General features: G+C 67.5%; 21 protein-coding genes and 1 pseudogene. 15 read left to right on the top strand and 7 right to left on the bottom strand.

Going from position 1 to position 21,086, the window contains the following annotated elements; all coding sequences use genetic code 11:
• The first annotated feature begins 20 nt into the window (after positions 1-20).
• Positions 21-1,196 carry a serine hydrolase domain-containing protein gene (locus ACWF4Z_RS18015; protein WP_452244191.1) on the top strand — a complete coding sequence of 392 codons (1,176 nt, stop codon included), beginning with the start codon at positions 21-23 and terminating at the stop codon, positions 1,194-1,196.
• Here the strand turns inward: ACWF4Z_RS18015 and ACWF4Z_RS18010 are convergent, their stop codons facing one another.
• Positions 1,197-2,366 carry a glycoside hydrolase 5 family protein gene (locus tag ACWF4Z_RS18010; protein WP_452244190.1) on the bottom strand — a complete coding sequence of 390 codons (1,170 nt, stop codon included), beginning with the start codon at positions 2,364-2,366 and terminating at the stop codon, positions 1,197-1,199. It lies immediately after the preceding gene.
• 60 nt (positions 2,367-2,426) lie between these two features.
• On the bottom strand, positions 2,427-3,443 hold the full coding sequence (locus ACWF4Z_RS18005; RefSeq protein ID WP_452244189.1) for a LacI family DNA-binding transcriptional regulator: 1,017 nt from the start codon (positions 3,441-3,443) through the stop codon (positions 2,427-2,429).
• Between the two features lie 82 nt (positions 3,444-3,525).
• Between ACWF4Z_RS18005 and ACWF4Z_RS18000 the strand changes: the two genes are divergently transcribed.
• The 3 genes and pseudogenes from ACWF4Z_RS18000 (at position 3,526) to ACWF4Z_RS17990 (ending at position 6,604) form a co-directional block, all read left to right on the top strand.
• On the top strand, positions 3,526-4,818 hold the full coding sequence (locus tag ACWF4Z_RS18000; RefSeq protein WP_452244188.1) for an ABC transporter substrate-binding protein: 1,293 nt from the start codon (positions 3,526-3,528) through the stop codon (positions 4,816-4,818).
• Positions 4,818-5,745, top strand: a pseudogene (locus ACWF4Z_RS17995) (carbohydrate ABC transporter permease). The gene ACWF4Z_RS18000 and the pseudogene ACWF4Z_RS17995 overlap by 1 nt, the downstream one beginning before the upstream one ends.
• The gene (locus ACWF4Z_RS17990; protein ID WP_452244187.1) at positions 5,693-6,604 is read left to right on the top strand and encodes a carbohydrate ABC transporter permease; all 912 of its coding nucleotides are present in this window, start codon (positions 5,693-5,695) and stop codon (positions 6,602-6,604) included. Before ACWF4Z_RS17995 ends, ACWF4Z_RS17990 begins: the two are co-directional and overlap by 53 nt.
• A gap of 89 nt (positions 6,605-6,693) precedes the next feature.
• On the opposite strand, the gene ACWF4Z_RS17985 is transcribed toward ACWF4Z_RS17990, so the two are convergent.
• Genes ACWF4Z_RS17985 through ACWF4Z_RS17975 form a run of 3 tightly spaced genes read right to left on the bottom strand, consistent with a single transcriptional unit; the run spans position 6,694 to position 7,532 of the window.
• The gene (locus ACWF4Z_RS17985; RefSeq protein WP_452244186.1) at positions 6,694-7,017 is read right to left on the bottom strand and encodes a hypothetical protein; all 324 of its coding nucleotides are present in this window, start codon (positions 7,015-7,017) and stop codon (positions 6,694-6,696) included.
• A 24-nt stretch (positions 7,018-7,041) separates the two neighbouring features.
• Positions 7,042-7,281 (bottom strand): hypothetical protein, encoded by a 240-nt coding sequence (locus ACWF4Z_RS17980; RefSeq protein ID WP_452244185.1) that lies wholly within the window; start codon positions 7,279-7,281, stop codon positions 7,042-7,044.
• A gap of 14 nt (positions 7,282-7,295) precedes the next feature.
• The gene (locus tag ACWF4Z_RS17975) at positions 7,296-7,532 is read right to left on the bottom strand and encodes a hypothetical protein (protein ID WP_452244184.1); all 237 of its coding nucleotides are present in this window, start codon (positions 7,530-7,532) and stop codon (positions 7,296-7,298) included.
• Between the two features lie 351 nt (positions 7,533-7,883).
• On the opposite strand from ACWF4Z_RS17975, the gene ACWF4Z_RS17970 reads away from it, so the two are divergent.
• Positions 7,884-9,002: an FAD-dependent oxidoreductase gene (locus ACWF4Z_RS17970; protein WP_452244183.1), complete on the top strand. Its 1,119-nt coding sequence runs from the start codon at positions 7,884-7,886 to the stop codon at positions 9,000-9,002.
• A 3-nt stretch (positions 9,003-9,005) separates the two neighbouring features.
• Here the strand turns inward: ACWF4Z_RS17970 and ACWF4Z_RS17965 are convergent, their stop codons facing one another.
• Entirely contained in the window at positions 9,006-9,380 is a 375-nt protein-coding gene (locus ACWF4Z_RS17965) for a DUF1844 domain-containing protein (RefSeq protein WP_452244182.1), read from the bottom strand.
• Between the two features lie 319 nt (positions 9,381-9,699).
• Here ACWF4Z_RS17965 and infC point away from each other — a divergent pair, with 319 nt between their 5' ends.
• The 6 genes from infC (at position 9,700) to ACWF4Z_RS17935 (ending at position 13,747) form a co-directional block, all read left to right on the top strand.
• Positions 9,700-10,389: a translation initiation factor IF-3 gene (gene infC, locus ACWF4Z_RS17960; protein ID WP_452244406.1), complete on the top strand. Its 690-nt coding sequence runs from the start codon at positions 9,700-9,702 to the stop codon at positions 10,387-10,389.
• Between the two features lie 84 nt (positions 10,390-10,473).
• Positions 10,474-10,668, top strand: coding sequence for a 50S ribosomal protein L35 (gene rpmI, locus ACWF4Z_RS17955; protein ID WP_452244181.1), 195 nt, complete (start codon positions 10,474-10,476; stop codon positions 10,666-10,668).
• Positions 10,669-10,760: 92 nt separating this feature from the next.
• A complete protein-coding gene (rplT, locus tag ACWF4Z_RS17950) occupies positions 10,761-11,153 on the top strand; it encodes a 50S ribosomal protein L20 (protein ID WP_452244180.1) in 393 nt (130 codons plus the stop codon).
• A gap of 27 nt (positions 11,154-11,180) precedes the next feature.
• Complete coding sequence (locus ACWF4Z_RS17945; protein ID WP_452244179.1) at positions 11,181-11,981, top strand: TrmH family RNA methyltransferase; 801 nt, start codon at positions 11,181-11,183, stop codon at positions 11,979-11,981.
• Positions 11,978-12,868: a CehA/McbA family metallohydrolase gene (locus ACWF4Z_RS17940; RefSeq protein ID WP_452244178.1), complete on the top strand. Its 891-nt coding sequence runs from the start codon at positions 11,978-11,980 to the stop codon at positions 12,866-12,868. The genes ACWF4Z_RS17945 and ACWF4Z_RS17940 overlap by 4 nt, the downstream gene beginning before the upstream one ends.
• A 171-nt stretch (positions 12,869-13,039) precedes the next feature.
• Positions 13,040-13,747, top strand: coding sequence for a hypothetical protein (locus tag ACWF4Z_RS17935; protein WP_452244177.1), 708 nt, complete (start codon positions 13,040-13,042; stop codon positions 13,745-13,747).
• A 164-nt stretch (positions 13,748-13,911) separates the two neighbouring features.
• On the opposite strand, the gene ACWF4Z_RS17930 is transcribed toward ACWF4Z_RS17935, so the two are convergent.
• On the bottom strand, positions 13,912-14,631 hold the full coding sequence (locus tag ACWF4Z_RS17930) for a TetR/AcrR family transcriptional regulator (protein ID WP_452244176.1): 720 nt from the start codon (positions 14,629-14,631) through the stop codon (positions 13,912-13,914).
• A 54-nt stretch (positions 14,632-14,685) separates the two neighbouring features.
• Between ACWF4Z_RS17930 and ACWF4Z_RS17925 the strand changes: the two genes are divergently transcribed.
• The 4 genes from ACWF4Z_RS17925 to ACWF4Z_RS17910 all read left to right on the top strand — a co-directional run bounded on the left by ACWF4Z_RS17925 (position 14,686) and on the right by ACWF4Z_RS17910 (position 21,083).
• Entirely contained in the window at positions 14,686-16,197 is a 1,512-nt protein-coding gene (locus ACWF4Z_RS17925; RefSeq protein ID WP_452244175.1) for an MFS transporter, read from the top strand.
• Between the two features lie 248 nt (positions 16,198-16,445).
• Positions 16,446-17,285 (top strand): hypothetical protein, encoded by an 840-nt coding sequence (locus tag ACWF4Z_RS17920; RefSeq protein ID WP_452244174.1) that lies wholly within the window; start codon positions 16,446-16,448, stop codon positions 17,283-17,285.
• Positions 17,286-17,433: 148 nt separating this feature from the next.
• Positions 17,434-18,543 carry a phenylalanine--tRNA ligase subunit alpha gene (gene pheS, locus ACWF4Z_RS17915; RefSeq protein WP_452244173.1) on the top strand — a complete coding sequence of 370 codons (1,110 nt, stop codon included), beginning with the start codon at positions 17,434-17,436 and terminating at the stop codon, positions 18,541-18,543.
• Positions 18,543-21,083, top strand: a complete 2,541-nt coding sequence (locus tag ACWF4Z_RS17910; protein WP_452244172.1) for a phenylalanine--tRNA ligase subunit beta — start codon at positions 18,543-18,545, stop codon at positions 21,081-21,083. Before pheS ends, ACWF4Z_RS17910 begins: the two co-directional genes overlap by 1 nt.
• The last annotated feature ends 3 nt before the right edge of the window (positions 21,084-21,086 follow it).

Below are 21,086 nucleotides of genomic sequence, written 5' to 3'. Positions count from 1 at the left end.
ATCACGTGAGGAGAACTCCGTTGGCACACCAGAGCAGGCGTTCGTTCCTAGGCCGGACCGGGTTGGCTGTCGCGCCGGCCGTCGTCGGAAGCAGTTGGGCCCTTCCCGCCGCGGCGGCCGGCGGTGGGACCCCGGCGGCGCTGCGTCCTGGCGGCGAGCTCGACCAGTATCTCGACCGGCTCGCGGCCGAGGACCGGTTCGCCGGCACGGTCCTGGTGACCCGCGACGGTCGCCCGGTCGTGTCGCGCTCGATCGGCTACGCGGATCAGAAGAACGGCGTACGGAACCGGGCCGACACCAGGTACTGCCTCGCCTCGGTGACGAAGCTGTTCACCGCGATGGCAATCGCCCAACTCGCCCAGCGTGGCTCGCTGCACCTCGTCGATCCGATCGGCAAATACCTCACCGGATTCGCCGCGGACGTCGCGGACAAGGTCACGATCCATCATCTGCTCACCCACACGTCCGGTCTGGGCGACTACATGCAGCTCGCCGGGTACTTCGAGGAATCGTCCACGTGGACGACGCCTCGGCAGATGATGGACGGCACCTTGCGCTTCATCCGCACCGAGTCGCTCGCCTTCGCGCCGGGCACCGACAGCAAGTACAGCAACTCCGGCTTCCACGTGCTCGGCTCCATCGTGGAGAAGATCTCCGGCGAGTCGTACTACGACTTCGTCCGCAAGCACGTCTTCCGCCCGGCCGGCATGGCGTCGGCTGACTTCACCACTCTGACCCAGTGGCGGACCGACCGCCGGTTCGCCCATCCGTACCCGACTGATGCGGCCGGCAAGCGGTACGACGCTCTCGACGGGAACATGTTCGGATTCATCGGGACCCCGGCCGGCAACGCGTTCGCGACTGCCGCGGACCTGGTCCGGTTCGTCCGGTCCCTCAACGACGGCACGCTGGTGAGCACGACGTACCGCGACGTGTTCGTCACCCCGAAGTTCGCGATGCCGGCGCTGCCACCCAAGCCCGGGCTGCCGGAGATCCTCAACTTCGTCGGGTACGGCGCGGACAGCGCCATCCTCAACGGCACGCTGATCACCGGACATCTCGGCGGCGCACCGGGTGTCAGCACGAGCGCGGAGTGGTACCCGGGCCGCGGCTGGACCGCAGTGCATCTGGGCAACTACGACTCGACTCCGGGCGCGAACGTCAACCAGGAGTTGCGGCAGCTCCTGACCAGCTGATCAGGGCAGGACGATCCGCACCGGGCCCGCCGATCGGGCCTCGACCCAGCGCCGATGAAATTCGCTGCCGGGGGCAACTTCCGGCCGGCGATCCGGCTCGGTGCGGAGGTTGAACGGCGCGGTCAGCGTCGTGGCGACCGGTTGCCGGGGGACGCCGTTCTGCTTTACGTCAGCGATCACCTCCGCCAGCGCCTGGGCGGCCGGCTTGCGCTGGTGGTCGACGGTGAACAGGCCGAGGTCGTACTCGCGGTCCGGGAAGTCCAGGAGTCGGCGATCGATGTCGTGCGAGGACCACCACGTCACGCCGTACAGGGCGGGGTTCGGGAGGACCGTCTCGACGGTTCGCCGGGTGAACTCGGCCTGCAGGTCGACCGGGATGTCCGGACCCGGTACGCCGATCTCCTGCAACCAGACGGGTCGTTCGGGATCGAGCGAGGTGGCCCTGGCGAGCTCGACCAGGTAGTCGGCGTGAGTGAGCGTGGCTGGTCCGAGGGGACCGTCCACCCGTGAGACCCCGTTGAAAACCCACGAGTGGACAGTGCTCAGGTCACCCAGCTCCACGACATCAACGGGGTGGAACGGGTGGTCCGCCTTGTACCAGGCGTCATCGAACAGCGAATGCAGCGCGAGTACGTCGGGCGCCGCCTTCTGCACGGTGGTCAGCAGCTCCTGCGCCCACGCGGTCGAGCTCGCGGGCGTCGTCGTACTGTCCGGCCAGAGGTTGTTGACCTCGTTCCCGAGCGTGATCGCGAAGACGTTCGGCCGGGTCGCGACCGCCCGCGCCACGGCATCGACGTACGACGTGAGCCCGTCACGAATCGTGGAATCCTCGAACAGGCTGGCCTTGTGCCACGTGAGCACCCAGGACGGCAGGAAGTCGAAGCTGGACAGGTGACCCTGGATCAGGTCGACCGCGACCGAGAGCCCGTGCTCCGCGGCGGCGTCGATCGTGTCCAGCAGATCCTCGATCGCGCGCGCACGGATGATCGCCCGGTTCGGCTGGATCCAGGGCCACACCGGGAACACCCGGACGTGGTCCAGGCCGAGGCCGGCCAGGTCCGCGAAGTCCCGCCGTACTGCGTCGCCGTCGTAGTCGAGCCAGCTGTAGAACCAGCCGGCCGACGGGACGTGGTTCGCACCGAAGCGCGGCAGGACAGGATCCGAGAGCATGCGGCCGATGCTAAAACGGTTTAGGAACGTACGGCAAGCTCACGCCGGGCGAGCGCGAGCTCACGCCGGGGGAGCGGTCGACTCGCGGACGGTCAGGACGGGGTCGGCGGTGCGGCGGTTGATGACCTGGGTGGGGTCGGCGATGACCTCGAGCAGAACCTCGGCGGCTTGGCGGCCGAAATCGAAGGTGTCGCGGGAGAGCGCGGTCAGCGCCGGGTGCATGAGCTGGGTCAGGATCGAGTCGTCGAAGGCGACGATCGACAGCTCACCCGGGACCGTCACGCCCATCTCCATCGCGACCCCGAGCCCGGCGACCGCCATCACGTCGCTGTCGTAGACGATCGCGGTCGGGCGGTCGGCCTGGGAGAGCAGCTTGCGGGTGATCGCCGCGCCTTCGGCGTCGCTGAAGTCGGTGGTCAGCGAGGGTGCATCGATCAACCCGAGCCGCGGTGCGGCGTCGCGGAGCGCCCGGATCCGGCGTTGGGTGTGCTGGAAGACCGGCGTGCCGGCGACGTGCGCGATCCGGCGGTGGCCGAGGGCGGCCAGGTACTCGACGATCGACAGCATCGCGTCCCGGTCGTCCGCCCAGACGGACGCGAGCGCGCCCTTCCCGCCGCGACCGCCGATCACGACGGCGGGCAGCTCGAGCGCCTTCAGCTCCTCCACCCGAGGGTCCTTCACGGTCAGGTCGACCAGGATCACGCCGTCGACCCGATGCTCGGACGCCCAGCGGCGATAGACCTCGAGCTCGGTCGCGGTGTCCTCGACGATCAGGAGCTGCAGCGAGATCGACTGCGCGGACAGGCCGGACTGCACGCCGGAGAGCAGGTGCGCGAAGAACGGCTCGACCCCGAGCGTCCGCGCCGGCCGTGCGATCACCATGCCCACCGAGTCGACCCGGCCCTCGCCCAGCGCCCGGGCGGCGCTGTGCGGCCGCCAGCTCATCTGCTCGGCGATCTTCAGGATCCGCTCCCGGGTCGCCTCGCTGACCCCGGGCCGCCCGTTCAGCGCGAACGACACCGCGCCCTTGGACACCCCGGCGCGATGCGCGATGTCGGCGATCGTCGGTCTGGCCATAGTCGTCACCTCCCCTTGACAGCGGATTCTACGATGTGGATAGTGCAGGAGCTATACCGGTTTATCAAGCCCAGGAGATTTCATGCGTAGACGCCGTCTGGCGCCGGTGGCCGCACTTGCCGCCGCCGCTCTCACACTGGCTGGTTGCGGCCTCGGATCCGACGATTCCGGCGACAGCGGCGCCAAGCCGACCGTCGACGCGAGCGCTCAGGTGACCGGTGAGGTCAGCTTCCAGACATGGGCGCTGAAGCCGAAGTTCACGTCGTACGTCAACGACGTGATCAAGGCCTTCGAGACCAAGTACCCGGGCACGAAGGTGACCTGGCTGGACCAGCCGGGCGACGGTTACGACAAGAAGGTGCTGAGCCAGGCGTCGGCCGGCCAGCTGCCCGACGTGGTGAACCTGCCGCCGGACTTCGCCCTTCCGCTGGCCAAGCAGAACATGCTGCTCGACGTCGGTGCCGCCGATCCGAAGATCAAGGACGAGTACGTCGAGGGCGGCGTGCAGGCGTACCAGTACCCGGGCATCGAGGGCACGCTCGGCTACCCGTGGTACCTGAACACCGACATCGACTACTGGAACGCGACGAAGTTCGCCGCGGCCGGGCTGGACGTGAAGAACCCGCCGAAGACCTTCGACGAGCTGCTCGCGGCCGCCAAGGTCATGCACGACAAGACCGGCGGCAAGGAGTACCTGATGAGCCGGCTGCCGGGCATCGGCGACTTCACCAACGCCGGGGTCAAGATCCTGTCCGACGACGGCAAGAAGTTCACCTTCAACACCCCTGAGGCCGCCGCGCTGCTGGACAAATACCGCGAGGCCTACAAGTCCGGGTACATGCCGCGCGACATCCTGACCAACGAGTACCTGGGCAACTCCAAGCTCTTCACCCAGGGCAAGGTCGCCTGGACCACCGGCGGCGGTAACGCGATCCAGGACTTCCAGAAGGACAACCCGTCGCTGAAGGGCAAGGTCGTCCCGTCGCCCGCGCTCGACACCCCGCCGCTGTACGTGCAGGGCCTGTCGGTCTCGGCGAAGACCAAGAACCAGGCCGCCGCGATCGCGCTGGCCCGCTTCGTCACCAACGCGGAGAACCAGGCCGCGTTCGCCAAGATCGTGAACATCTTCCCGTCCACGAAGGCGTCCGCCTCGGACCCGTACTTCTCCAAGAGCGACGGGACGCCGGAGAGCGACGCGAAGGTGCTCGCGTTCCAGTCGCTGGCCAAGGCCAAGAACCTGACGCCGCCGATCATCAGCGGCGCCACCAACGACTTCATCGGGCAGCAGATCTCGCTCGCGATCTCGGGCAAGATCACGTCCCAGGCGGCCCTCGACGCGGCGGTGGCGAAGGCCAACCAGCTTCTCACGCAGTAATGCGTTACAACCGTTGGTTCACTCCGTGGGTGCTGGTGATCCCAGCACTCACGTGGTTGCTGGTGTTCAACCTCTGGCCGTCGATCAACACCGTCATCCTGTCGTTCACGAACGCCAGACCGATCGGCGGCGGCCACTTCGTCGGGCTGAAGAACTTCGAGACGCTGCTGCACGACGAGCAGTTGCGGTGGGCGCTGCTGAACAGCGTGATCTACATGGTGGTCTGCCTGCCGTTCCTGACCGTCCTGCCGCTGCTGCTCGCCGTACTGGTCGAGAAGAAGCTGCCCGGGATCACGTTCTTCCGGACCGCGTTCTACACACCGGTGGTCGCGTCGGCCGTCGTCGTCGCGCTGATCTGGCAGTGGATCCTCGACGACCGTGGCTTGGTGAACGGGATCGCAGAGAAACTCGGGTTCATCTCGGGGCCGTTGCCGTTCCTGTCCGACCAGTGGCTGTTGTTGCTCAGCGCAATCAGTCTGACGATCTGGAAGGGGCTCGGGTACTACATGATCATCTACCTGGCCGCTCTCGGGAACGTCGGACGCGAGCTGCACGAGGCGGCGGCGGTCGACGGGGCCGGACCGTTGCGGAGGTTCTTCTACGTGACGATCCCGGGAGTGCGGGGGACGATGATCCTGATCTCGATCCTGATCTCGGTGTCGGCGCTGCGGGTCTTCTCGGAGCTGTTCATCCTGAGTGGTGGCAAGGGTGGTCCGGGCGGCCGGGACAACTCCGTGGTGATGCTGATTCAGCAGTACAGCCAGGGCTTCGAGGGCAACCTCGGGTACGCGTCGGCGTTGTCGATCGTGTTGTTCTTCGTGACCGTCGTACCGATGCTGGTGCTGGCACGTCTCAACCGCCGGGGAGCTGAGGCATGACCGTCATGACCGATCCGGCCCGGCCGGTCGTCGCCGCCGCCGGTGGTAGGCCGCCGCGGCGGCGGGGATCGTTCGGGTTCAACTCGATCTCGCCGCGCGAGAAGGTCGTGCGGTACCTGCTGCTGGCGTTCGTGCTGCTGATCACGATCGGGCCGTTCCTGTGGCAGCTGTCCACGTCGCTGAAGGGATCCGGGGAGGACATCTACACCCGGATCCCCCGGTTGCTGCCGTCCCAGCCGACGTTCGACCACTACAAGGAAGTCACCGACACGATCCCGGTCTGGGACTATGCCCGGAACTCGATCGTGGTCGCCGTACTGGTTGTCGGGGGCAACGTCCTCGGTGCGTCGCTGGCCGGATTCGCCTTGTCCCGCTTGCAGTTCTGGGGACGCAAGCTCGTGCTCGGGCTGTTCCTGGCGACGCTGGTGCTGCCGGGCGAGGTCACGATCATCTCGCAGTACGTGACGGTCCGGGAGTTCGGGCTGGCCAACACGCTGTTCGGTGTCGCGCTGCCCGGCATGATCGGCGCGCTGAACGTGCTGCTGATGTACAACGCGTTCCGGTCGTTGCCGATCGAGGTCGACCATGCCGCGATCGTGGACGGTGCGAACGCGTGGCAGCGCTTTGTCTACATCGGTCTGCCGTCGGTGCGCGGGACGATCAGTGTGGTGGCGATCTTCGCGTTCATCGGCGCGTGGGACGACTTCCTCTGGCCGTTGATCGTGCTCACCGACCCGAACAAGTACACCCTGACCGTCGGTCTGCAGTACCTGTCCGGCACGTTCAGCAACAACCCCCGGCTCATCGCCGCGGGCACGATGATCGCGTTCATCCCGATCGTGATCGTGTTCGCGACGCTGCAACGCTTCTTCTTCAAAGGCGTCGAAGAAGGCGCCGTGAAGGGCTAGATCTCCGTGTCCGTCGTGGCTCCCGGAACCCGCGCCGGGAGCCACGAGCGGCTCACGAGAAATGGCCACACCAGCGCTCAGAGCTTGGCTCAGTCGTACCACAAGAACTGGAATTTTCCTTGGCCGTTCTCGATGCAGTACTGGCTAATTGGAATGACGTAGTAGCCGGCACGTTCCATTTGATTCTTGGCCACCACGCAGTTGACATCGTTCGGATAGGCGGCGCTCTCGTGCTCAGTCTCTGGTCGTGCGGACGCCTGGCCGGCGGCCACCGCGCATACGACCAAGGACGCCATGACGATCGCACCTACCGTTCTTCTTCGCATCGCTTGTTCACCTCCGACTGATCGGACCGGCCTAGTTCCGAAACGATCCCGCCGCCGTGACGCTGCTGCAACCTGTTCGACCTGCATGGAACGAGGCTCGCCTGACTCTGCTCACTCGTCCCAGTAGAAGAAATAGCCCTTGGCGTCCCGCTCGCATTCATCGTCGTACCACGCCGGGGAGACGTGGTATCCGGCCTCGCTCATTTGACGCTTGGCCACCACGCAGTGGTCTTCGGTGGGGTAGTCCGCGCTGACATGCTGCGTGACCGCTGCTGCTGGTGTCGGGTGTGCCTGGCCGGCGCTGATGACCGCACAGGCCGCGACAGCGAGAATCAAGATTCGTTTCCGCATCCCGCGATACTCCTTTACTCGTACCAGTAGTACATGAAGGTGCCGTCGTCATTGCGGTCACACTGGCTGCCCATCGGCTGGACCCAGAAGGATTTTTCCATCTGGTTCTTGGATGCGACGCAGTTGTTTTCGTTCGGGTAATGGGAGCTCTCCCACCAGACGCGGGCCGGTGCGGCCATTGCCTGGGTGGTCGAACCACCGCTCAAGATGACGGTCGCCGCCACGATCGCGTTCAGCGTTCTGGTTCGCACTGTGTCATTCACCTTTCAGTCATCGCGTACGGGCGGCGCGGATGTCTCGGCGCGACGGTTCCTTTCTGGGTCGGGTTGTCAGGGCCAGGGCGGTCGCGCGGTGTCACATTCTCGTCGCCGCGAGTGCCGCGCAACCCCTTCGATCTCGGCGGAATGTCGGCGCCCGCCGATTTCGCGGATCGTGTCGAATCGGGGGGTTGTGTGTTCGACGCCGGGATGCGCCTGAGGCAGCTGGCGAACTTGATCGTTACGAACATGTTCGTTACGGTTTGTCAAAGGAGCGCGGCGGTCCGGAGGGATTCGGCGGATCCGTGCTGTGCTCGGCACTCCACAGACTGAAGGAGAACGGTCATGGGTACGCATCATTCGATGGCGATCATCGGGGCGGGGCTCGGTGGGTCGACGCTCGCGCGAGTGCTGCATGTGAACGGGATCGACGCGGCTGTGTACGAGTTGGACGCGTCGCCGACCGCTCGTGCGCAGGGCGGCATGCTCGACATCCACGAGGAGTCCGGACAGGCCGCGCTCCGGGCAGCCGGCCTGTACGACGACTTCCTGCCGCTCATCATGCCGGGTGGCCAGAGCATGCGGATCTACGACCGGGACGCCGTACTCCTGCGGTCGGAGGACGAGGGCGAGGGCGGCGCGGACAACGGCCGCCCCGAGGTCCATCGCCGCGACCTGCGCGACCTGCTGCTCAACAGCCTGCCCGACGGGATGATCCGCTGGGGTTCGAAGGTCGTCGAGATCTCCGAGCAGCGTGGGGACTCCGGCTGGGAGGTCCGGCTGGCCGACGACAGCACCTTCACCGCTGACCTGCTGATCGGCGCCGACGGTGCCTGGTCGAAGGTCCGTCCGCTCGTCTCCGACGCGACCCCGGTGTACTCAGGCCTCTCGTTCGCCGAGCTGGACCTGATCGATCCGGCCCGGCACCCGGAGAGCGCCGAGCTGGTCGGCAACGGCTCGATGTTTGCCTTGGGCAACGGGCGCGGGTTCCTCGCGCACCGGCAGCCGGACCGCCTGCACATCTACTCCGCACTCCTGACCGACCTCGAGTGGACCACGAAGCCACTCACCCGGGAGTCGTTGCAGGCCGAGTTCGCGGGCTGGGACGACCGCTTCCTCCGGCTCATCCGCGAGGCGGACACAGAACCTGTCCCGCGCCCGATCCACGCACTCCCCATCGGTCACCAGTGGAAGCGAGTCCCCGGCGTAACCCTCCTAGGCGACGCCGCCCACGTCATGTCTCCCTTCGCCGGCGAGGGCGCCAACCTAGCCATGCAAGACGGCGCCGAACTGGCCGCCGCCCTCATCGCTCACCCCGACACCGAAACGGCCCTCACGACGTACGAAGCCGCCCTCTTCCCCCGCGCCGAGACCGCCGCCCAAGAATCCGCAGACAACATCGACCTCTTCTTCGCCCCCAACGCTCCCGAAGGACTCTTGGCCTTCTTCGCCTCGATGGACTGACTGCTATCGGTGGGTGGCGGTGGGGTGGACTTCGCCGGTGTACTTTTCGCCTGGGCCGGTGCCGGGGGCGTCGGGGATCTCCGAGGATTCGCGGAAGGCCAACTGCAGGGAGCGGAGGCCGTCGCGTAGGGGGGCGGCGTGGTGGTGGCCGAGGCTGGGGGCGGCCGCGTCGAGGAGGCCGGCCAGGGCTTCGATCAGGGAGCGGGCCTCGTCGAGATCCTTGTGGTCGGGGAGGTCTTCGGCCAGGCCCAGGTTGACGGCGGCGGCGCTCATCAGGTGCAGGGCCGCCGTCGAGATGATCTCCACGCTGGGTACGTCGGCGATGTCGCGCGACACCGTGGACAGGGGATCGGGCGAAGTGGCATCCGGGTCGGTCATGCTGTTACTCTTACATGGCGACCGACCTGGTCCGTTGGTGACCCCTGAGCGGAATACTCAGGACGACCCGATGGTTCAAGTCTAAGCGGAGGGCCACCTCCCACCCAGTCGATGAAGAGTCGGCGGGTCCCGGTCAACGCTGAGAGATTCTGGAGGAGATCCGGAGAATCGAAGCGATCGTACGGCGTACCTGGAATCGGGCAGCCGTCGATCTGGGAATTGGGCCTTCGTGTGATCGCACGAGGGCCTTCGTGTTTTCCAGGGGCGCTCGGGTGGTCAGAGGTGGCACCAGTAACTAGAGCACAACCCAGGAGGACCCATCACCATTGAACTGCGCGTCAACGAGCGCATCCGCGTTCCCGAGGTGCGACTGGTCGGACCGAACGGTGAGCAGGTAGGCATCGTCCGGATCGAAGACGCACTTCGGCTGGCACAGGAAGCTGATCTCGACCTGGTCGAGGTTGCGGCCACGGCACGCCCGCCGGTCTGCAAGCTGATGGATTTCGGCAAGTACAAGTACGAGACCGCGCAGAAGGCGCGCGAGTCACGCCGGAACCAGACCAACACCGTCATCAAAGAGATGAAGCTGCGGCCGAAGATCGACCCGCACGACTACGAGACCAAGAAGGGTCACGTCGTTCGGTTCCTGCGTGCCGGTGACAAGGTCAAGATCACCATCATGTTCCGTGGACGCGAGCAGTCCCGGCCCGAGCTCGGGTTCCGGTTGCTGCAGCGGCTGGCCGAGGACGTGAGCGAGCTCGGATTCGTCGAGTCGTCGCCGCGCCAGGACGGCCGGAACATGATCATGGTGCTCGGACCGCACAAGAAGAAGTCCGAGGCGCGCGTGGACGTGGAAGCCGAGAAGGCGAAGAAGCAGGCCGAGCGTGAAGCCGAAGTCGAAGCGGAGCGCGTCGAGCGCGCCGAGCAGGTTCAGGCACACGAGGCCGAGCGCGCCGCCGGCGCCACCAAGAAGCCGAAGGGTCCGGCAGACAACCTCGACCCGGAGTGACGAGTCGCTCCGGCCGCCGGGTGGCTGCCGGAGCAAGTCATCCGACGATCGAGTCAACGAAAGAAACTCAGGAGCACACCAGCCATGCCGAAGATGAAGACCCACTCGGGGATGAAGAAGCGCGTCCGGATCACGGGCTCGGGCAAGGTCCGCCGCGAGCAGACCGGTATCCGCCACCTCGCCGAGGCGAAGTCGAGCCGGCGCAAGCGTCGCCTGTCCGGCACCGTCGAGGTCGCGCCGTCGTTTGCGAAGAAGGCCAAGAAGCTTCTCGGCATCTGAGGCGCTGTACAGCCTCCCCCGCCCTTCCCCCGAACATCCAGCCGAGTGGGCGTAGTCCGTCTCCGGCGCAGAAACACAAGGAGTAACACCTCATGGCACGCGTGAAGCGGGCAGTCAACGCCCACAAGAAGCGCCGGGTCGTACTCGAGCAGGCCAGCGGCTACCGCGGCCAGCGCTCGCGCCTGTACCGCAAGGCCAAGGAGCAGGTCACCCACTCGCTCGTCTACGCCTACCGCGACCGCAAGGCGCGCAAGGGCGACTTCCGCAAGCTGTGGATCCAGCGGATCAACGCGGCGGTCCGGGCCGAGGACCTGACCTACAACCGGTTCATCCAGGGTCTGCGCCTGGCCGAGGTCGAGGTCGACCGCAAGATCCTCGCCGACCTGGCCGTCAACGACCCGGCCGCGTTCTCCGCGCTCGTGCAGGTGGCCAAGGCCGCCCTGCCGGCCGACGTGAACGCGCCGAACACCGTCGACGCGGCCTGAGCACCACCCCTCAAGTAAGCACTCCGAGTGGCGAGCCCTGGTCTGCTGACCGCACAGTCCGTGCGGATCAAGCAGGCCCGGCGGCTCGCCACTCGTGCGTTCCGCCGCAAGGCCGGGCGCTTCCTGGTCGAGGGACCGCAGGCCGTCCGTGAAGCCCTCGAGCACCGCGAGCTCGTGGTCGAGGTGTACGCCGAACCAGCGGTCGCCGAGCGCCATCGCGATCTCCACGACCTGGCCGCGACCGCCGGCGTACCGTGGCTCGAGGTCGACCGCGCCGCGATCGAGGCGCTGAGCGAGACCGTCACCTCTCAGGGCGTCGTCGCCGTCTGCACGTTGGTGACCGTGCCGTTCCGGCCGACCGGGAGGTTGATCGCGGCCGGGGTCCAGGTCCGCGACCCGGGCAACGTCGGCACCTTGATCCGTACGGCGGACGCCGCCGGCGCGGATGCCGTCGTACTGTCGTCGGAATCCGTTGACCCGCACAACCCGAAGGCGGTCCGGGCCAGCGTCGGCAGCATCTTCCACGTCCCGATCAGCACCGACGTCGACATCCACGAAGCCGCCCCGATCTGGCGTGAGCACGGTCTGCAGATCCTGGCCGCGGACGGGTACGGCGCCACCGACCTCGACACCTGCATCGACAACGGCACGCTCGCCCAACCAACCGTCTGGCTCTTCGGCAACGAGGCCCACGGCCTCCCCGACGACATCAACGCCATCGTCGACCACTCGGTCAAGGTCCCCATCTACGGCCGCGCCGAGTCCCTCAACCTCGCCACCGCCGCAGCCATCTGCCTCTACGCCTCGGCCCGCGAGCAACGACGGTGACGTTCGATCTGCCGGGCCGGTTCTGGCGCGGCAATCTGCACACGCACTCGAATGTGTCCGACGGTGCGCTGTCGCCCGCCGAGACTGCGGCGGTCTACCGAGACGCCGGCTACGACTTCGTCGCGATCACCGATCACTTCCGGCCCGAGTACGACTTCCCGGTGACAGACACGCGGAACCTGCGATCGGACGGCTTCACCACGCTGATCGGAGCCGAACTTCACGCGCCCCGGACCGAGGCGGGCGAGCAGTGGCACATCATCGCGGTCGGCCTCCCGCTGCATTTCGAACCACCGGGCGAGACCGAAACCGGCCCTGAGCTGGCTCGCCGCGCTCGTGCCGCCGGTGCCTTCATCGGCATGGCCCACCCGTCCGCATCCCTGCTGACCCTGGCTGACGCGGAGAGCCTCGACGCCGCCCACGCGGTCGAGGTCGAGAACGCCTTGTCCCATCGCGAGAACCGCGGCGACAGTTGGCACCTCACCGACGTCCTCCTCAATCGCGGCCACCGGCTCACGACGTACGCCGCCGACGACGCCCACCTCCAACCCCACGATCCGCCACCCTGCCACGCCTGGGTCCACGTCCGCGCCGGAACCCTGGACCCCGACGCACTCCTGACCGCCTTGAAGGCCGGCCAGTTCTATTCCAGCACCGGCCCCGAGCTGTACGACGTACACGTCGACGCAGACACGATCCTCATCCGCTGCTCACCCGCCACAAAAATCCTCGTCACCGGCGGCCACCCCGGCGCAGAAGTTGCCCAAGGCACCGACCTCACCGAGTGCACCCTGCCGCTGTCTTACTTCCACAACACCCACTTCCGCGTCACCGTCGAAGACCAAACCGGCGCCCGCGCCTGGACCAACCCGATCTATGCGACATGAGTTGGTTGACGGGTTGGGTTGGGGCGTGGCAGGTTTGGGGTAGCGCGTGCCAGGGCGCCTCTTCTTCGCGGCAAGCACTGAGTGCACCTGGATGAGAGTGGGATCTACTCGGTCGGTGAACCCTTCGGGACGGCCTGGTCAGCGGAGCGGGGTGTCCTGGAAGGATCTTTGATGTCGACTGTGCCGCTGCCCGCCAAGGCGAGTCTGAGTCAGTTGCGTGCCCGGGCCAAGGAGCTGCGCAAGGCGGTGAGCAAAGGGCGGCCGGATGCGATCGAGCGGGTGCGTGTCCAGCACCCGTCGTACGACGAAGCCGGCTTCACGCTGCGGGACGCGCAGCTGACGATCGCGCGCGAGTACGGGCTGGCCAGTTGGGGCGAGCTGATGGAGAAGGTGGCCACCGAGCTGGTTGAGGGTCGCGAGCTGCACAGGTACTTCGGGGTCGAGCTGAACAACGAGACCTGGGACCTGCTCGAGGAGATCGACGAGACGAGCCCGGTCGGGGATCAGGAACGGCTGCTGTACGGCGCGTACGCCGCCTGCCTGCACTGGCTCGAAGCGGGCAACGAGGCGAACCACGCCCGTGGCGAGCATCTGATCGCGCGGGTCGCGCTGCGGATCGGACGCGTCGAGATCGGACTGCAGCACGCGCGTCGCTGCCTCGAGCTCGTACTCGCGTTTCCGGAGCAGATGAGCGACTGGGACGAACCCTTCGCCCGGGAAGCCCTCGCCCGAGCTCTCGCCGCGACCGGCCACCCCGCCGCCGCTCGCGCCGAGCTGGATCGTGCCCGGGAGCTGACCGCCCGCGTCGCCGGCGAAGGCGACCGAAAGGTCTTGCAGGAAGAATTGTCCAAAGAACCGTGGTTCGGTCTCACCCGCTGACAAGAGCGAGGGCCGGCCTCACGCCGCTGGGGGATCGGCGCGAGCCCGGCCCCCGGTTGACTGTCAGCTTCAGCCGCCGCGGTTCGCCATGGCGCACTCCCTTCGCTGAGGTGACGTTCTCGTCATCGTCAGCGTGCGGGCGACGGCACGGAAGCTTGCTGTACTCAGGCGGAAGGGTTTGACGGCTTCGCGCGGGCTTGGAGGCCGTCGAGGAGGACGTCGAGGCCGTAGGCGAAGTTTTCGGTGAGGCTGGCGTCGAAACCCTGTCGCAGCCGTCGGTCGACGGACTCCTGCAGCTGCGGGTACTCGTCGGCGATGGCCTGGGTTTCCTGCCGGAGTTGGTCCATCCAGTCGGTCGCGGACCGGCCCGACTTCCGGACCATCTCGCGGGTGGCGACCTCGGAACTGGCCGTGCCGAGGACGTACGACATCACACAGCTCATGGCGCGGTCGACCTCGTGATCGGCGAAGCCGGCCGCGCCGAACAGCATCATGCCGCGGGCGCCGAGGCTCATCGCCTTCGGTCCGACGCTCGGCCGGGTGTACATCACCTCGGGCATCCAGGGGTGCCGCAGTACGGCTGATCGCAGGCTGTGCGCGAACAGCAGCGCCCCACCGCGCCACCCGGCCAGCGAAGGATCGGGTACGTCGATCTCGCCCCAGGTCTCGTCGATGAGCAGGTCGATCAGGTCGTTCTTCGTCGGCACATGCCAGTACAGGCTGGTCGCACCGGATCCGAGCTTGGCGGCCAGCTTCCGCATGCTCAGACCGGAGACGCCCTCCTCGTCCAGCAGGGCCATCGCGGTCGTCACGATCTGATCCAGGCTGAGGGTCTCCCGCCCTGGTGCGGCGGCCCGTTGCCGGGTCCAGATCGACTCGTTCACACGGTCAGAGTACAGGCTCTCGCACACCGTTCGAGTTTGTCGTACAGTGTGCGAGTGACCAGTACACCGTTCGAGTCCACCTCCGCGACGGGTCATCCGCGACGCTGGTGGATCCTGCTGATCCTGTGCTTGAGCCTGCTGGTGCTGGTGGTCGACAACACCGTGCTCAATCTCGCGATCCCGTCGCTGATGCGGGATCTGGACGCAACCCCCGCGGACATCCAGTGGGTGATCGACGCCTACATCCTGGCGTTCGCGGGCCTGCTGCTGACCGCAGGCAGCCTGTCGGACCGGTTCGGCCGGCGAAGGATGCTGCTGATCGGCCTGGCGGTCTTCGGTGCGGCGTCGCTGATTGCAACCCTGGCCGATACGCCCTGGCAGCTGATCGCGTGCCGTTTCCTGATGGGCGTCGGCGGCTCGTTGCTGATGCCGAGCACGCTGTCGCTGTTGTTCTCGGTGTTCCCGCCGGAGGAGCAACGCAAGGCGATGGCCGGCTGGGCGATGGTCGCGATGGTCGGCGTGATCGCCGGCCCGACCGTGGGCGGCACGCTGCTGAATCACTTCTGGTGGGGTTCGATCTTCCTGATCAACGTGCCGATCGCGGTACTCGCGATCGTCGGCGCCGTGATCCTGATCCCGGAGTCGAGAGGCCCGGCGCGGCCGGTGGACCCGGTCGGTGCGGTGCTGTCGGTGGTCGGGATGGCAGCGGTCGTCTGGGCAATCATCTCGATCCCGGTGCACGGATGGGCCTCTGGCCGGGTGCTCGGGCTGCTGGCCATCGGCGTGGCGGCGCTGGTCGCCTTCGTGCGCTGGGAACGGCGGAGCGAGCATCCGATGGTCCCACTCGCGCTGTTCAAGGATCGACGGTTCAGCGGGACGAGCTTCTCGATCGTGCTGTTGTCGTTCACCTCGGGTGGGTTGTTGCTGGCATTGACGCAGTACTTGCAGTTCGTGCTCAAGTACTCGCCCCTGAAGGCCGGACTGGCCCTGATTCCGTATGCGCTGGCCGCGGCGGTGTTCAACGGACTGGGCGCGACGCTGGGCAAGAAGCTCGCCGACCGGACGCTCATCGCGCTCGGGCTGGCGGTGATCGCGGTGAGCTTCGGCATCCTCACGCAGGTCTCGGACAGCTCGGGGTACGGGCTGCTCATCATCGGCCTGCTGGTGATGGGGATCGGCGGCGGCCTGGCCGGTCCAGCGGCGTACACGCTCCTGATGCAGGCGGTCCCGGCCGAGCACCGCGGTGTGGGCTCCGCGATGAACGACACCGTCCAGCAGACGGGCGGCGCGCTGTCGGTCGCCGTACTGGGCAGCGTGCTGGCCGCGGCCTACTCCGCGGCCCTGCCGGACTCGGTCCCGGACGCGGCCCGTAAGTCCATCGCCGACACGCTCGCCCTGGGCCCCGACTTCTTCCCCGCCGCCAAACACGCCTTCATCGACGCCATGCAGATCTCGATGACCGTCGGCTGCATCGGCGCCTTGGCCGGAGCGCTGGTCGCCCTCCTCGTTCTACCCCGCAAGCCCGCCGTACATCCCCACGACCAGCCGGCCGACGCCACGACCTGACCCCGGCCCGGGGAGGATCTCTCGCCCGAAATGGCACGAGATCCTCCGAGGGGGACGCCGTACCAGACCCTCGGTTGTCCACAGGGAGGAAGAAGTGGGATCGGGGAGGGGATGGCGCCTGCATCTTCTTGGGCGTGGATGGGTTTGAGGAATTGTGTCGGTGGCAGGCGGGCGCGTTCAGCCGAAGGCAGGCGATCGCTCATGGAATAACGGACAAGATCTTGCTTCGCTGGGTTCGCGCGCGCCGGGTGCAGCGAGTCCATACCGGGGTGTACGTCGACTTCACCGGGCCGCTGCCGTGGAAGACCAGGATGTGGGCGGCGTGGTTGGCGTGTGGGCCGGGCGCGGCGTTGACCGGTAGTACCGCGATCCGTGCGTACGGCGTGACCGGAGACTGGGCTGACGACAGGATCCGGGTCGCGCTGCCGCACTCGCGACGGGTCGATCCGAAGCCGGGGGTTGTCGTCACACGGCACCTAGAACTGCCCTCGCTTCTGCATACGTCCCGCCAGCCGCCAATGGTGAGGTTGGAAGTCGCGCTGCTCCTCACTGCCGGCGCCGAGAAGGATGTGTCGAGGCAGGCCGCGGTACTGCTCGACGCGTGTCGGCAACGGTGCACGACGCCCGAGCGGATCCTTGCTGAGCTGAATTCGCTCTCGTGGTTGCCCAAGCGTCGGCTCCTCCGCCGGATCCTGGTCGACGCGGCCGAGGGTGTTCACTCGTTCCTGGAGCACGTCTACCGTCGACGCGTCGAACACGCCCACGGACTGCCCCGGGCGCGACGACAGGTCCGCGCCGTGACCGAGGGCTCGGTCGTCTACAGGGACGCCGAGTACTGGCCGTACGACGTGATCGTCGAACTCGACGGCCAGGCCGGTCACGCGGACCTGATCAACCGTTGGCGCGATATGACCCGCGACAACGCTGCCGCGACGAGTGGCAAGGTGACCCTCCGCTTCGGCTACCAGTTGGTCGGCAACCCATGCCTCGCGGCATCCCAGGTCGCCACCACCCTCCGCCGCCGCGGCTGGCCCGGCCACCCCCACCCCTGCGCGCCAGCCTGTCCGGTTCCTCCGCAGCCCCGGTGAGGGCCGGGAAGATCTCTTCCCTGATCGGGCCCAAGAACCTCCCGGAGCTCGATAGATCTGGGACCGGGCGTGGACGCCGATTCACGGTCTTGGGGTTGTGGTTTCTAGACTGCTAGTCGCAGATGTTCCGAAACCCCGAGAGCGAGCCATGTCCGGTCCCAACACTGATTACGACCCGGTCGAAGTGACGCCGCTGCATGCCGAAGAGCTGGAGCGGACCCGTGACGAGGCGCTGACGGCGTTTACCGGGGCGGCCGACCTGGCTGCCCTGCAGGAGGCGAAGGTCGCGCATCTCGGGGAGAAGTCGCCGATCGCGCTGGCCAACCGGGAGATCGGGGCGCTGCCGCCGCAGGGGCGCAAGGAGGCCGGCCAGCGGATCGGCGCGGCCCGGAAGGCGATCAACGAGGCCTTCGCGAGCCGCCTGGCCGTTCTCGAGGCCGAGCACGAGGAGCAGATGCTCGCCACCGAGCGCGTCGACGTGACGCTGCCGTGGCACACCCCCCAGCTCGGTGCGCGGCACCCGCTGCCACTGATCTCCGAGCAGGTCGCCGACGTGTTCACCGCGCTCGGCTGGGACGTCGCCGAAGGTCCCGAGGTCGAGGCCGAGTGGCTGAACTTCGACGCACTGAACTTCCAGCCCGACCACCCGGCCCGTCAGATGCAGGACACCTTCTTCGTCGAGCCGGTCGGCTCCGGCAAGGTCCTGCGGACCCACACCTCTCCGGTGCAGGCCCGCTCGATGCTGACCCGCGAGCCACCGATCTACGTGATCTGCCCGGGTCGCGTGTTCCGCACCGACGAGCTGGACGCGACGCACGCGCCCGTCTTCTACCAGGTCGAGGGACTCGTCGTGGACGAAGGGATCACGCTCGGGCACCTGAAGGGGACGCTGGACCACTTCGTGCAGGCGATGTTCGGTGCCGGTCTGGAGTCGCGGCTGCGGCCGAACTTCTTCCCGTTCACCGAGCCGTCGGCCGAGATCGACATGAAGTGCTTCGTCTGTCGCGGCGAGTCCGTCGGCAACCCGGACCGGCCGTGCCGCACCTGTGGCAGCGAGGGCTGGATCGAGCTCGGCGGGTGCGGCGTGGTGAACCCGCGGGTCCTGCGGGCCTGCGGCGTCGACACCGACCGGTTCTCCGGTTTCGCGTTCGGCATGGGCCTGGACCGGACCCTGATGTTCCGGAACGGGGTCGAGGACATGCGGGACATGGGTGAGGGTGACGTGCGGTTCAGCCGCCAGTTCGGGATGGAGATCTGATGCGGGTCCCACTGTCATGGCTTCGTGAGTACGTCGACCTCCCGGCCGGAGTCACCGGGCGCGACGTGGGGGAGATGCTGGTCCGGGCCGGCCTCGAGGTCGAGACCGTCGAGGAGTCGGATCTCAAGGGTCCGCTCGTGGTCGGCAAGGTGCTCACGTACGAGGACGAGCCGCAGAAGAACGGCAAGACCATCCGCTGGTGCTCGTTGGACATCGGCAAGGACGACCCGCAGTGGGTCGTCTGCGGTGCGCACAACTTCGAGGTCGGCGATCTCGTGGTCGTCGTGCTGCCGGGCGCGGTGCTGCCGGGCGGGTTCGCGATCTCCGCGCGGAAGACGTACGGACATGTCTCCAACGGGATGATCTGCTCGAGCGCCGAGCTCGGTCTGGGCGATGACGGTACGCACGGCATCGTCGTACTGGAAGCTGGTGAGGCCAAGCCCGGTGACGACGCGATCGAGCTGCTGTCCCTCAGCGATGACGTGCTCGACATCGCAGTCACGCCGGACCGTGGGTACTGCCTGTCCATCCGTGGCGTCGCGCGTGAAGCAGCCACGGCCTACGGCGTGACGCTGAAGGATCCGGCTGAGCTCAAGCTGACCGGATCGGGCGAAGGCGGCTACCCGGTGCGGGTCGACGATGCGGAAGCCTGCAGCGTGTTCGTCACCCGCACGGTGACCGGAATCGACCCGGAGGCGTTGTCGCCGCGGTGGCTGCAGAAGCGGCTGCTCGCGACCGGGATGCGGCCGATCTCGATCGGCGTCGACGTCACGAACTACGTCATGCTCGAGCTCGGCCAGCCGATCCACGGCTACGACAAGGCCCGGCTCTCCGGCGAGATCGTCGTACGGCGGGCGACCGCGGGCGAGAAGCTGATGACGCTGGACGACCAGACCCGGGAGCTGGACACCGAGGATCTGCTGATCACCGACGACTCCGGTCCGATCGGCGTCGCGGGCGTGATGGGTGGCGCGTCCACCGAGATCTCCGCCGCGACCACCGACGTGGTGATCGAGGCCGCGCACTTCGATCCGATCGTGATCGCGCGGGCCTCGCGGCGGCACAAGTTGTCGTCGGAGGCATCGCGGCGGTTCGAGCGCGAGGTCGACCCGCTGCTGCCACGGTATGCCGCGCAGCGCGTCGCCGACCTGCTGGCCGAGCTGGCCGGCGGCACGATCCAGCCGGACGAGACCGTCATCGACACGCACCCGCTGCCCGAGCCGGTGACGATCCGCGCCGACCACTCGGCTCGCGTCGCCGGTGCGAAGATCTCCGTCGAGGAGACGATTCGCCACCTCGAGTCGGTCGGCTGCACGGTCGCCGCGGCCGCTGCGGACGCCAAGCCGGCGCCGTTGGCCGTGGGTGTGCATGCTCCGGCACTGGTTGCCGGCGGCGAGGATCTGCTGGCGGTGACGCCGCCGTCTTGGCGGCCGGATCTGCGGGACCCCAACGATTTCGCCGAAGAGGCGATTCGGTTGTTCGGGTACGACAACGTGCCGTCGATCCTGCCGCCCGCGCCGGGTGGCCAAGGCTTGACCGTGTCGCAGCGGCGCCGGCGTCGGATCGCGACCGCGCTGGTCGGCGCCGGGCTGACCGAGGTCGTGTCGTACCCGTTCACGGGTGACGCCGACTTCGACGCCATGGGCCTGCCCGCCGACGATCCACGGCGTACGACGGTCAAGCTGGTCAACCCGTTGTCCGACGAAGAGCCGTCGATGCAGACCACTCTGCTCGCGACCCTGCTCCGGACCGCGGAGCGCAACGTCGGCCGCGGCACCACGGACCTGGCGATCTACCAGATCGGTCTGGTCTTCAAGCCGAAGCCGGAGACGAAGTCCGCACCGCTGCTGTCGGTCGAGCATCGCCCGACCGACGCCGAGATCCAGTCCCTGTACGACGCTCTGCCGGACCAGCCGCTACACGTCGGTGCGGTGCTGACCGGCTCGCTCACCCCGACCGGTTGGTGGGGCAAGGGCCGACCGGTGGGATGGGCCGACGCCGTTCAGCTCGGCCGGACGATCGCGTCGGCGGTCGGCGTCGAGGCCAGCGTGCAGAACGTCGAGCTCGCGCCGTGGCACCCGGGCCGGTGTGCGGAGTTCTCCGTCGGCGGCCGGGTGATCGGTCATGCCGGTGAGCTGCATCCGAAGGTCTGCCAGGCGTTCGGGCTGCCGGCGCGATCGAGTGCAGTCGAGCTCGACCTCGACGCGTTGATGGCGGCCGCGCCGGAGTCGATCACCGCCAAGCCCTTCTCGTCGTACCCGGTGGCCAAGGAGGACGTGGCGTTGATCGTCCCGGCCGAGGTTCCCGCGGCGGAGGTGCAGGCGGCGCTGGCCGAGGGTGCGGGTGCGTTGCTGGAGTCGATCCGGCTCTTCGACCTGTACACCGGTGAGCAGATCGGCGCCGGCAAGAAGTCGCTCGCGTTCGCGCTCAGGTTCCGGGCGCCGGACCGCACGCTGAAGGAGAACGAGGTCGCCGACGCGCGGCAGGCCGCGGTCCAGGTCGCGGTCGATCGCTTCGGCGCCGTCCAGCGAGTCGGCTGACCA

It is taken from the genome of Kribbella sp. NPDC055071, assembly GCF_053608045.1.
Note: the sequence above shows the minus strand (reverse complement) of the source record. Positions and strands in the feature narration are given on the sequence as shown.